Origin of the sequence: Psychroserpens sp. AS72 (genome assembly GCF_038900375.1) — a bacterium.
In the GTDB taxonomy this organism is placed as follows: domain Bacteria; phylum Bacteroidota; class Bacteroidia; order Flavobacteriales; family Flavobacteriaceae; genus Psychroserpens.
The window spans coordinates 85,185-97,430 of the sequence record NZ_JBBMRC010000001.1; the positions used below are offsets into that span (position 1 = coordinate 85,185).

At 30.6% G+C, this 12,246-nt stretch carries 11 protein-coding genes; 2 read left to right on the forward strand and 9 right to left on the reverse strand.

Annotated elements, in window-relative coordinates; all coding sequences use genetic code 11:
• Window positions 1-79: 79 nt before the first annotated feature.
• Window positions 80-886 carry an NAD(P)-binding domain-containing protein gene (locus WNY78_RS00355; protein WP_342871189.1) on the reverse strand — a complete coding sequence of 269 codons (807 nt, stop codon included), beginning with the start codon at window positions 884-886 and terminating at the stop codon, window positions 80-82.
• A gap of 109 nt (window positions 887-995) precedes the next feature.
• Here WNY78_RS00355 and WNY78_RS00360 point away from each other — a divergent pair, with 109 nt between their 5' ends.
• A complete protein-coding gene (locus WNY78_RS00360) occupies window positions 996-1,463 on the forward strand; it encodes a CBS domain-containing protein (RefSeq protein ID WP_342871190.1) in 468 nt (155 codons plus the stop codon).
• Window positions 1,464-1,468: 5 nt separating this feature from the next.
• Here the strand turns inward: WNY78_RS00360 and WNY78_RS00365 are convergent, their stop codons facing one another.
• From WNY78_RS00365 to WNY78_RS00375, 3 genes are read right to left on the reverse strand one after another with little or no spacing between them, the layout of a single operon-like run.
• Complete coding sequence (locus WNY78_RS00365) at window positions 1,469-2,158, reverse strand: DUF4898 domain-containing protein (protein ID WP_342871191.1); 690 nt, start codon at window positions 2,156-2,158, stop codon at window positions 1,469-1,471.
• A gap of 52 nt (window positions 2,159-2,210) precedes the next feature.
• Window positions 2,211-2,561 (reverse strand): hypothetical protein, encoded by a 351-nt coding sequence (locus tag WNY78_RS00370; protein ID WP_342871192.1) that lies wholly within the window; start codon window positions 2,559-2,561, stop codon window positions 2,211-2,213.
• Window positions 2,562-2,594: 33 nt separating this feature from the next.
• Window positions 2,595-3,239: a fused MFS/spermidine synthase gene (locus WNY78_RS00375; protein ID WP_342871193.1), complete on the reverse strand. Its 645-nt coding sequence runs from the start codon at window positions 3,237-3,239 to the stop codon at window positions 2,595-2,597.
• A gap of 248 nt (window positions 3,240-3,487) precedes the next feature.
• On the opposite strand from WNY78_RS00375, the gene ssb reads away from it, so the two are divergent.
• Entirely contained in the window at window positions 3,488-3,820 is a 333-nt protein-coding gene (ssb, locus tag WNY78_RS00380; protein WP_342871194.1) for a single-stranded DNA-binding protein, read from the forward strand.
• 88 nt (window positions 3,821-3,908) lie between these two features.
• On the opposite strand, the gene WNY78_RS00385 is transcribed toward ssb, so the two are convergent.
• From WNY78_RS00385 to WNY78_RS00405, 5 genes are all read right to left on the reverse strand, one after another.
• Complete coding sequence (locus WNY78_RS00385; RefSeq protein ID WP_342871195.1) at window positions 3,909-6,302, reverse strand: hypothetical protein; 2,394 nt, start codon at window positions 6,300-6,302, stop codon at window positions 3,909-3,911.
• A 94-nt stretch (window positions 6,303-6,396) separates the two neighbouring features.
• Window positions 6,397-8,799, reverse strand: coding sequence for a hypothetical protein (locus tag WNY78_RS00390; RefSeq protein ID WP_342871196.1), 2,403 nt, complete (start codon window positions 8,797-8,799; stop codon window positions 6,397-6,399).
• A gap of 13 nt (window positions 8,800-8,812) precedes the next feature.
• Window positions 8,813-9,106 carry a hypothetical protein gene (locus WNY78_RS00395; RefSeq protein WP_342871197.1) on the reverse strand — a complete coding sequence of 98 codons (294 nt, stop codon included), beginning with the start codon at window positions 9,104-9,106 and terminating at the stop codon, window positions 8,813-8,815.
• Complete coding sequence (locus WNY78_RS00400) at window positions 9,075-11,213, reverse strand: hypothetical protein (protein WP_342871198.1); 2,139 nt, start codon at window positions 11,211-11,213, stop codon at window positions 9,075-9,077. Before WNY78_RS00400 ends, WNY78_RS00395 begins: the two co-directional genes overlap by 32 nt.
• Before the next feature lie 92 nt (window positions 11,214-11,305).
• Window positions 11,306-12,208: a histone deacetylase gene (locus tag WNY78_RS00405; protein WP_342871199.1), complete on the reverse strand. Its 903-nt coding sequence runs from the start codon at window positions 12,206-12,208 to the stop codon at window positions 11,306-11,308.
• Window positions 12,209-12,246: the final 38 nt, after the last annotated feature.

The following is a 12,246-nucleotide window of genomic DNA, read 5'->3' on the forward strand; positions in this document are numbered from 1 at the left end:
GTATTAATTGTTTTCATAAATTAATTGTGCCAAAACTAAAAAAATAATTGAAGTTAGTTCGTTAAATGTCTGCTAATTATTAAAGTTTTACTTTGTATTCATAATCCAAAAGTTGTACCAATTTTGAAGAATCAATTATTTTTCCTTTACTAGTTGTTGTATTATCAAACTCAGGAATTGGTAGCTCAAGCGCTTTACAAATTGACGTATAATAGTCTTTTTTGGTTGGATGCGAAGGCGTAGAAGCGTTAATTATAGTGTCCCAAATATTGTTTTTTACAACGGAAATGATAATAGACACACAATCTTCTCTATGAATTAAATTCACAGGAGCTTCTCCATTTTTAAGGTTTGTTTTTCCTGAAAGATAGGTAGCTGGATGCCTGTCATCACCAAAAAGACCACCAAAACGTAAAATGGTAGTTTTGAAATTTTTGTTTTGCTGAAAGAGTGCCTCGACTTCTAATAATTTTAAAGCAGTTTTAGAGTTTGATGTAAGAGAATCTTCTCTAATTACAGGGAAATCCTCACTATCATCATAAACCGAAGTAGAACCAATAAACAATACGTTTTCTACTGAAGAACTTTCAATATGATTCACAAAATGTGTCATTTGTTTCACGTAATCGTTATCTGAATTTTTACGTAAACCAGGAGGAATATTAACGATTAACGTTTTGCAGTTTTCTAGACAAGATGTGATATTTCCAGTGACACCTTCCGAAGTAAAATGAATTAAAAACGGAATAATTCCTGCTTTTTCTAGAGTTTTTATTTTGTCTTTTGATGTTGTTGATCCGTGAACTGTATTGCCAAGTTCTATTAATGTTTTAGCTAATGGGAATCCCAACCAACCACAACCAATAACACAAATTTTAGAATTCAAAACAAACGATTTTTAATGTCTCCAAATTTACAAATTAATGCATTAGTTAAAGTGTTGGTTTAGTTCACTAATTTTCAGTAACTTTAAGTTCACGCAAAAAAAATTGGTTATGGGCATTAAAAGTTTTCAAGGCGCTAGAAAGCAGCAGCAAAATACAACAGAGGTAAATGCATTTAAAGTGAGTGATTTTATGTCACGCAATCTAATTACGTTTAAACCAGAACAATCGGTAGATGAAGTGATACAATCACTAATAAAAAATAAAATTTCTGGAGGTCCAGTGGTGAATGCCAATAATGAATTGGTTGGTATCATTTCTGAAGGTGATTGCCTAAAAGATATTAGTGAAAGTCGTTATCATAACTTACCAATGGAACAACATACTGTTGAAACAAGGATGGCAAAAAATGTAGAAACTATTGATGGTAACATGAATGTTTTTGATGCAGCCAATAAGTTTTTAGAGTCTAGAATTAGACGTTTTCCAATTGTAGAAAACGGAAAACTAGTTGGGCAAATAAGCCAAAAAGATATTTTAAAAGCTGCATTAGATTTAAAAGGGCAGAATTGGAAATAACACCTCTATCTCAGGTTTCGTTTTGGTAAAACCTCAGGCATATCTGTAATAATTAATTTTTGTTTAGCGTCACTTTCTAAAGTAGCAATTTTAGAATATGGATATTCTGGTAATGGCTCACTTAGTGATTTCCATTTGGCAATTCCTGCCACAGTGATACGTTCTCCAATTTCAATAATACCTTCTTGATAACGCAACGTTTTGTTGAACCCAAAAAAGGTTTCAGGTTCTATATTATAGCGTTTTAAAAGCGCTACAAATTTTGGTGTTGGATCATTAAAAGTTCCAGACGATTGGTTTTTATCTTTTACTAAATGACATATAAAATTTCTTGGATGGTCACTTGGTTTTATAATCACAAAATCACCATTAGTATCTATAAAAAAGTCTTGAAATTTTTCTTCGGAAACAATCGTTTTCCAATGCGAACTTTTACCATTACTTACTTTTTTCTGAATTTTTATTTGATAAAACACACATTTTCTACCAGAATATGGTGCTTTTAAAGGTTCTTCAACATGTAATGCTTTACCCATAACTTTTGAAAGCTCATTCGTTTTTAAACTAGATGCTGGTTTTACAGGAATTTTAGATAAGGTTCTTATAATGACTTGTTTTCCGCTAAAATAATAGCTTAGCAATATGATAACTGCTATAAAACAAATAATTAAAAAAATGATTAGAGGTGTGGCCATAGTTGATGTGGTTATATGATATAAGTCCTATAATCAATCAAAGTGTTACAAGTTAGCCTTCTCTTTTTACCAAAGCATAATAATCTCCTTCTAAAGGTAAATAGCCTTGATCATATACAAAATAGTAGATTGTACCAGCTTTAGTTGTATAGATACTTGTGAAGTAATTAAAGTCAAATCCCTTTTCTATAAGCTTTGCCCTAGACGATTTTGTCTTTTGATTTGGGTTGAGTTCTTCTAAAATACGATAGTTTTTTCTGAGACGGTTATTGGTGTTTCTTATAAGATTTTTACTGTCTTTATTAATGTTGTTATTGTATGCATTTCGGCAAGCATCACTACAGAATTTCTTGTCGATTCTTCCAACTATTTTATCACCACACTCAGGACATTTTTTTTGCATAATTAAAATTGCTTGTTGTTACAAGATATACATTTATAATGATTTAGTAATGACAACCGTATTGACATTATGTACCTTTTCAAAAATATCTACTTGATACACTTTAGACTTTAGAAATTGGATCACCGTTTTTAGTTCGTTGCTTTTTTCTTTTTCTAAAGAGGCATTAAATAAAATCTCACCATTAGATGATTTTAAATGTATGATATCATTCCAAAAATTTAGGGTTAAAAATTCCTTCGGAATGGAAGTATCAATAAATAAATCAATAATGATTAAATCATAGGGTTGCGTCTTCTGTTTTACAAACTCAAGAGCATCTTTACAAATTATTTTTAGTTCTGAAGTCTCTTGTATATCATATTCAGATTTTGCAATGTCAATCATTACAGGATCAATATCTACAGCAGTAATGTGTTTTTGATACTTGAAATCGTCTCTCAAAGTTTTAATAACACTTCCACCACCAAGACCTAAAAGTAATACTGAATTCACTTTTTTAAGATCAATTTTCTCTAAACCAAACTTTAATATTGCTTGTAAAGCACCATAACTATAATTAGCATTTTTAGTGTTGAGATGTTTTTTCCCGTTAATCCAAGTGATTTCTAGAGTTCCAGAAAATTCTGATTTTACAGTCCTAGTAATAGGAATAATATGGCTTATAAGTTTCATCATTGCTGGTGAAGGTACAAAAATATACTAATAATTTTAACCAACAACAAACGACTACAAACATTTACAAACGAATTTAAATACGTAACTACCGACTAACATTTGCAAGTCACCTCATATTTGCAGTGTTGAATCGTTTTAGTCACGATAACTAATTTAGAAATGAGTATTATGATTCATCACGACGATAAAAGATTCTGAAAGACATTCAGAACAAAGTATTAACTGTTTAACATTAAAATTTAGAACACATGAACACATTAAGAAACAAAGTACAGTTGATTGGAAGATTAGGACAAGATCCAGAAATCATTAACTTTCAAGATGGAAACAAAATGGCAAAATTCTCTTTAGCTACAGATGATAGCTACAAAGACAAAGACGGTAACAAAGTAGAGCGAGCGTATTGGCATAATATTGTGGTACGTGGCGGACTTGTAAAAGTCGTAGAAGAGTTCATCACAAAAGGTAAAGAAATTGCAATTGAAGGTAAATTAACAAACCGCTCTTGGGATGATAAAGATGGCACTAAGCGTTACACAACAGAAATTATTTGCAACGAATTATTGATGTTAGGTAAATAGAATATTTAGATATTCAGAATAAAAAAAGGCTTCCATAACGGAAGCCTTTTCTTATTGTCAATACTTATTTAAAAAAGTACACATTATCTTAATCGAGCGTAATTATTTTTTCTTCGGAAATGTAACTTCCTTCATTAGCAGTACCTTCTATAAACAACTTTATTTGGTCAATACCTTTATCTGCAATCTTGAAAGTAAAGTAGCCATTGCTATCTATTTTTCCAGTAGGAATCCAATCAATAACACCATATTTATTAAAGAATTCATTACGATAACTAGAATATAAAGGCGCATAAAACGTTTTTGGTGATGTAAACGTTAATGGGATTTGAGATTCTTGTGAAATATCTTTTTGTATACCTTTTCCAAATTTTAAATTAGGATCTGTAAATATTTTAATTACACCAGCAGCACCTCTCATACCTTCTCTAGACCCAGATTTGTCAACAACTATATAGTCTATATCTCTCATATTTAGATTTAGTAAGATGCTAAATTCAGATAACAATAAATTATCTAGATAAATAAGTGGAGTGTTACTTGAGTTTAAAGTCATTCGTCTTAATGGAGTAATGCTTAATGAATTAGCGCCTTTAATTACACTAAATCCTTTTGTGCTTATATATGAAGGGAAATCAATATATCTATTACGAGCATTTTCATCAAATATATCAATCTTACCTATGGGATGAACACGTTCTATTTTATCAACTCTTGCTTTTTCTTTTTGAGCATTAATAACTACTTCATCTAATTCTTGAGCATCAGAAATAGAGTTTTTATACATCGATTCTTCAATTTTTGAATCGTAAATAGATTTTACTTTTAATGGTAGCGTTTTTACAAAATTATCTATTGTAGGAATCGTTGATGGTGTAAATTGTAAATAAAGATTAGGTTTTTCAACACCTTGTTTTTTATCGATTGATCCAAATGCTATTTTTTCATCATCCATTGGTAGTAATCCTACGATATTGAATCCTTTTTCATTTTCTGGGACGTCTAAAGTTTGAGTAGAACTATGTGTCATAGGATACATAATAAATGAATTGCTCTTAGACTTATTGACATTGGCATTAACCGAAATTCCTTTTTCAAAATTGTATTTTATTTCAGATTCATAATCAAAAATTGAATTCCAATCATAACTACTCCAGCCTTGAGTTAATAAAAGATTATCGAGCTCAAATTTTTTCTTTCTATCAATTGCAGTAAAATAATAACGTGCATTCTCAATATACCCTTTTACATAAGGTTGCAAATAAGTATATGATAAGATATTATGATCCGTATCATAAGATGTTGTTCTAGATGGAAGCACAGAAACACTTAAGTTATGAAAATTTGTAGCGTTGATAGTTTTAAATGGAACAGAAACCGTTATTGAGTCTGAGGTTTTAGTGATGTTTTCCTTTTCAGAATTTATAATAGAAATACCATCATGGTTAAAGTAAAGGCGTTCTAATAAAGGTTTATTTTTTTCATCAAAAAGCGTAAAAATATTCATCCCAGAGTACAAGTCACTATGGTTAACTAATTTTGTAATGTCTTGAGCATCTGTGAAGCTAATGTCTAATGACTTTATTATACTTCCATTATGGATTATTAATTTGAAGTTTTTACCTCTAATATTTTTTACTGTTTTAGCATTTGTTCTTACTGTTAAGGCAATTTTAGAACCCAAATCATTAAGACTTAAATTTAAGCCTGATCGTTCTGCAGGTTTAATTTTAACAGTAGATGTTAGGTCGTTATAAGTTATTTCTGCCGTATAATCTTTTCCTTCTTCTGGTATAAAAATGAATTTACCAATACCAAATTGATTGGTTTTAAAATTGGTGATGAGTTCACCATTTGAGTCTTTAATGATGCCTTCTGCTTCTTTTAGTCCGTAACCAGAATCATCCTTGATCACAACACCAATTACATTTTTAATATTTGAAATTAAATGACCACCTTCTGGCAAGAATTGAGTATCTATAATAGGAGCTTCCATTCGTGTTGAAAGGTCGTTTTCTTCATCTGTATTTATAATTTTAATGTCTTGTAGATAAAAATTTTGCTCATCAAAATTTTTCATCCAATTGGTATACGCCTTAAAAGTGTAGCTTCCAGAGGCATAGGTACTGTCAATTTGAAAGCTTCCGTTTGCCACGCCTTTTTCAGCAAGAATAAGCGTTTTGTTTAAGATGTTTCCTTTACTATCCTCAATTGAACAATACACGTTAGTGGTTCCATTAGAATGTGTTTTACTGTTTTTATCAAACACATATACACTAAACCCAATAGTTTCATCTAAGAGATAGAGAGATTTGTTGAGATGAGCATATGCCACTTCTCTTGGAAGTTTAACATAGTCATTAAAAGAAGATTCTATATCTGTTTTATTTTGTCCAATAATTGAATTAAAGCAGAGTAAACAAAATAATAGAATGAATAGTTTAGAGTTTGTAATTTTAGAGGTAGAGTACAGTTTTGTCATAATAGTAGATATTTAAAAGTGCGTTAGGTTTCTGTTAAAAATTTAACATCAATAAACATACCACGCTTTTAAAAAATGAATAATAAAAATTGGTTTAATTGAGCGTAATTATTTTTTCTTCGGAAATGTAAGCGCCATCATTAGCAATGCCTTCAATAAAGAGTTTTAATTCTTTATTCTTGGTATCTAATATTTTAAATTTAAGGATACCATTGTCACTACTTTTACATTTCGGAAACCAATCAATAACACCATAATTTTGATAAAAATCATTTAAATAAGATGAATAAGTTGGTGTATAAAATTTCTTAGAGACAGAGAAGGTTAATGGGAATTTAATGGTTTGAGTACGTGCTTTATCATTACTAAATTGTGCAGTTTTTAAATGTGGATTGGTTACAATTTTGATAACACCATTTCCACCTCTCATACCTTCATTAAAACCTTGTTTGTCTATTATTATGTAATCTACTGAAGACATATCAAAACTAAGTAACAGGTCAAAATCTGTAACAGGCATATTATCAATATAAATTAATGGATCAGTACTACTATTTAGGGTTTTAACTCTAAGGGATTCAATTTTTAAATATGGGTGTTCAAGAGGAGGGTATACAATTCTTGATAAAAAACCTTTTGTATTTATATATGCTGAGAAATCAGTAATGTTTAATCTTTGTTCATTTGTAAAAAAATCAATTCGACCATGATTAAAACGTTTTATTTTCTCTATGCGCTCTTTTTCTTTATTAGCTGTTAATAATATGGTATCTAATGTTTCAATCTTATTCCATGATTGATCTAGTATAGGAAGCGATGCATCATACCTAAATGCACTATTATTTTTATAATTTAATGACGTGTATTTGTATTCTAGATTTGGTATTTCGATTGGAGAAAATTGAACATATAAGTTGGGCCTAAAAACACGATTTTGTTTATCAATCATACCAATTTTTAATGCTTCATTTTCTAGAGGTAAAAACCCTCTTGCAGAAAAATTGCGCTCACCATCCTTTAGTGTTACTGTCACAGTTGGAGAATTTTGTAAAGGATAGGTTAAAAATTTATCACCTTCTGTATTATTTAAATTCGCATTTATGGAGACACCATCTTCAAATTCATATTGATTAGTAGGTGGATTATTAAAAATTGTAGTCCAATCATAACTACTCCAACCTTGAGTCATTAATAAATTATCTAATTCAGCCTTCTTTTTTCTATCTACATTGGTAAAATAATATCTCGCATTTTCAATACGACCTTTAACATAAGGCTGTAAAAATGTATAAGATAATATGTTGTGATGATGGTTGTATGATTTTGTTCCAGAAGGTAAAACCGAAATACTTAAATTGTTAAACAACTTAGAGTTAATAGAGGCAGAAGGTATAGAAATCATCAAAGAGTCATTTAATTTTTCAACACTTGGCACTCCTGTGACCAAAGCATTAATGCCATCATGTTTAAAATATAAACGTTCTAAAACAGGTTTGTTGTTCTCATCAAAAAGTGTAATGATATTTATTCCTGTTGTAAAATCTTGATGACTAACAAACGCCTTAATTTCTGTGTTGTCTTTGAAAATAATATCAGACACATTTAGATGGCTACCATTGCCAATAGTGAGTTTAAATGTTTTATTTGCAATCTCAGGTAAGGTGTTTGGATTAGTTCTAAAGACTAAAGCTATTTTATCATTTAAATCCTGAAGCGTCATATTTACACCTTTAGATTCTCCCATATCTAATGTGATTTCTGTTTGTTCTTCATCACTAAGCTCAACGGTATAAACCGTTCTTGCTAGAGGAGTGAATTCAAACTTTGAAATTCCTAATAAGTTGGTTTCAAAGTTGGTGACTTCATCACCATTACTATCTAAAACTTTACCTTTTAAAAGTGGTACTCCAAACCCGTAATCATCTTTTATTATCACTCCAACTGTATTTTTAGTATTGAGCAATAAATGACCACCTTCTGGTAAAAATTGGGCATCTAAATCAAAAAGCTCTTCATCATCAACTTCAATAAAAGAGTCTTCATCTGGATTTATGACTTTGATATGCTGCACATAAAAATTTTGCTCTTCAAAATTTCGCATCCAATTGGTATAAGCTTTAAAAACGTAATTGCCAGATTTAAATAAGCTATCAATTTCAAAGATTCCTGAAGCCACACCATTTTCTGCTAAAATCATTTTCTTCTTCAAGATTTTACCAGATCTATTTTGAATCGTACAATACACGTTTTTTGTGTGTGTAGACGATTTTTTCGTGTACTTATCAAACAAATAAATAGAGAACCCCAAACTTTCCCCTTTGATTAATGTGGATTTGTTGAGGTGACCATAAGCAGTCTCTCGTGGAAGTTTTGAGTAGTTTTTATAGGCTTCAAAAAGCACATCCTCATTCGAGTTTTGAGAGTTTCCGTAGAAATAAACAAGACTAAAAAGGATTAATAATACACAGTTGAATTTTTGAAAAGTAGAGTTTTTCATAATACGGTTGTTTTTAGTTAATAGTCATGATCTTTTCTTCGGAAACATAAGCACCATCGTTAGCAATCCCTTCAATAAAAAGTTTTATGTCTTTATTCTTGGTGTCTAATATTTTGAATTTGAGGATGCCATTGTCACTACTGTTACATTTCGGAAACCAATCAATAACACCATAATTTTGATAAAAATCATTTAAATAAGATGAATAGGTTGGTGTGTAAAATTTTTTTGAGACAGAGAATGACTGCGGAAATTTTAATACTTGACTAGAATCTCTAGAAACAAAATTGTCTTTGGTTGCAAGCATATAATTGGTTTATTTTTATAGCGCCATCAGATCCTCTATTACCTTCACCCAATCCAGATTGGTTAATAATCACATAATCTAATGTGCGCATATCAATATCTAATAGTATGCTAGTGTCATAAACTATTTGATCGTTTAAATAAATTATTGGAGTTCTAGAATCTCCTTCAGTCAGGGTTGTACGTTTACTGTTTTTTATAGTTATAGCTCTTGGATCATATAGATTTCTAGTTATCACATAACCCTTACTAGAAAGGAACGTAGGGAAATCTTTAGCAGTTTGTCTCTGTAAATCATTAAAAACAGTAAGTGTGCCATGATTTAAGCGTTTAATTTTCTCAATGCGCTCTTTTTCTTTATTGGCAGATAATAAAACTGTGTCTAGTGTTTCAATTTTATTCCACGATTCATCCAGTAATGGCAGTGAAGCATCATATCTAAAGGTACTATTGTTTTTATAATTTAATGAAGCGTAATTGTGTTCTAAATTTGGGATTACCATAGGAGAAAATTGGACATAAAGATTAGGTTTATGTACACGATTTTGTTTGTCAAGCATTCCGATTTTTAATGATTCATTTTCTAGAGGTAAAAATCCTCTTGCAGAAAAACTGTTTTCTCCATTTTTAACGGTTGCAGTTACAGTAGGAGAATTTTGTAATGGGTAAATTAAAAATGTATCGCCTTTTGTGTTGTTTAAATTTGCATTTATGGAGATACCATCTTCAAATTCATATTGATTGGTAGGTGGATTATTAAAAATTGTAGTCCAGTCATAACTACTCCAGCCTTGAGTCATTAATAAATTATCTAATTCAGCCTTCTTTTTTCTATCTACATTGGTGTAATAATATCTCGCATTTTCAATACGGCCTTTAACATAAGGTTGTAAAAATGTATAAGAAAAGATATTATGATGATGGTTATACGATTTTGTTCCAGAAGGTAACACCGAAATACTTAAATTGTTAAACAGCTTTGAGTTAATAGATGCAGATGGGATGGATATCATCAAAGAGTCATTTAATTTCTCTACACTTGGCACTCCAGTTACTAAAGAATTAATGCCATCATGTTTAAAATATAAACGTTCTAGAACAGGTGTATTGTTCTCGTCAAAAAGGGTAATAATATTTATTCCAGTTGTAAAATCTTGATGGCTAACAAACGCTTTAATTTCTGTATTATCTTTAAATGTTATGTCAGATGCATTTAGTTGACTGCCATCACCAACAGTGAGTTTAAAGGTTTTGTTAGCAATCTCAGGTAATGTATTTGCATTGGTTCTAAATACCAAAGCCACTTTATCATTTAAATCCTGAAGTGTCATATTTACACCTCTAGAGTCTCCAATATCTAATGTGATTTCTGTTTGCTCTTCATCACTAAGTGTAACTGTGTAAACCGTTCTTGCTAGAGGTGTGAATTCAAATTTTGAAATTCCGTGTATATTGGTTTCAAAATTGGTAATTTCATTGCGATTACTGTCGAGAACTTTGCCTTTTAAAAGTGGTACTCCAAACCCGTAATCATCTTTTATTACCACTCCAACGGTATTTTTAGCGTTGAGCAATAAATGACCTCCTTCTGGTAAAAATTGTGCGTCTAAATCAAAAAGTTCGTCATCATCAGCTTCAATAAAAGAGTCTTCATCTGGATTTATGACTTTAATGTGCTGTACATAAAAATTTTGCTCTTCAAAATTTCGCATCCAATTGGTGTAGGCTTTAAAAACGTAATTTCCCGATGTAAATAAACTATCAATTTCAATGATCCCAGAAGCCACACCATTCTCTGCTAAAATCATTTGTTTTTTTAAGACTTTGCCAGATCTATTTTGAATAGTGCAATACACGTTTTTGGTCTGTATAGACGATTTTTTGGTGTACTTATCAAAAAGATAAATTGAGAACCCTAAACTTTCCCCTTTGATTAATGTGGATTTGTTGAGGTGACCATAAGCAGTCTCTCGTGGAAGTTTTGAGTAGTTTTTATAAGCTTCAAAAAGCACATCCTCATTTGGTGTTTGAGAATTTCCGAAGAGAAAAACGAGACTAAAAAAGACTAATAAAACACTATTATGTTTTTGAAAAGTAGAATTTTTCATAGTTAGATGGTTGATAGTGAACATAAATTTACTTTAAATCGTTCTATTTTCTTACAAGTAATTAAATAATGTTTAGTTAAAAATTAACTTTCTTAGTAAAATAAATCTTGAGCCAATCTAAATGTGTTAGCATGTGCATTGATAATAGTTTTAATGTCTGGAGAATAACCTCCACCCATACAGCACATTACAGGGGTTTTATTGGTCTTACAAGTCTCTAATACAAATTGATCTCGTTGTTTATAACCATCAATAGTCATGCCTAATTTTCCTAATTTATCTGTTGCAATAACATCAACACCACATAGATAATAAATGAAGTCAGGCTGTTCTTGTTTTATTAACTTGGGAAGCGTTTTATAAAGTAAATTTAAATAGGTTTCATCATTAGCGTCATTTTCTAGAGCGATATCTAAATCACTAATTTCCTTTTTAAATGGATAATTGTTCTTTCCATGCATAGAAAACGTAAATACTGAATTATCGTTTTTGAAAATCTCTGCAGTTCCATTACCTTGATGTACATCTAAATCAACGATTAAGATTTTATCTGCTAATTTTTTCTGCTGAAGATATCTAGCTCCAATAGCTTGATCGTTTAATAAACAAAATGCTTCACCTCTATTAGTGTAGGCATGATGTGTACCTCCTGCTATATTCATTGCTATGCCATTTTGTAATGCAAATTCACTGGCTTTTATAGTACCATCAGCAATAATGACTTCACGTTCAACGAGAATATTGCTTAACGGAAAGCCTATTTTTCGAGCAGCACGTTTATCTAAAGTTAACTGTTTCAAGTTTTGAAAATAATCTTGTGTATGAACTCTCAAAATATGTTTATCACTTGGGATTTCTGGTTCAAAGAAATTGTTTTTTGAGCAAGTACCTTCATATAGAAGTTGTTGCGGTAGCAATTCATATTTGAGCATTGGGAAACGATGACCTTCTGGTAATGGGTATTTGTAAATAGGATGAAGGGCTATTTTGAGCATTTTATATTTAAAAACTTCAAAGTGTAAATGTACGTCTT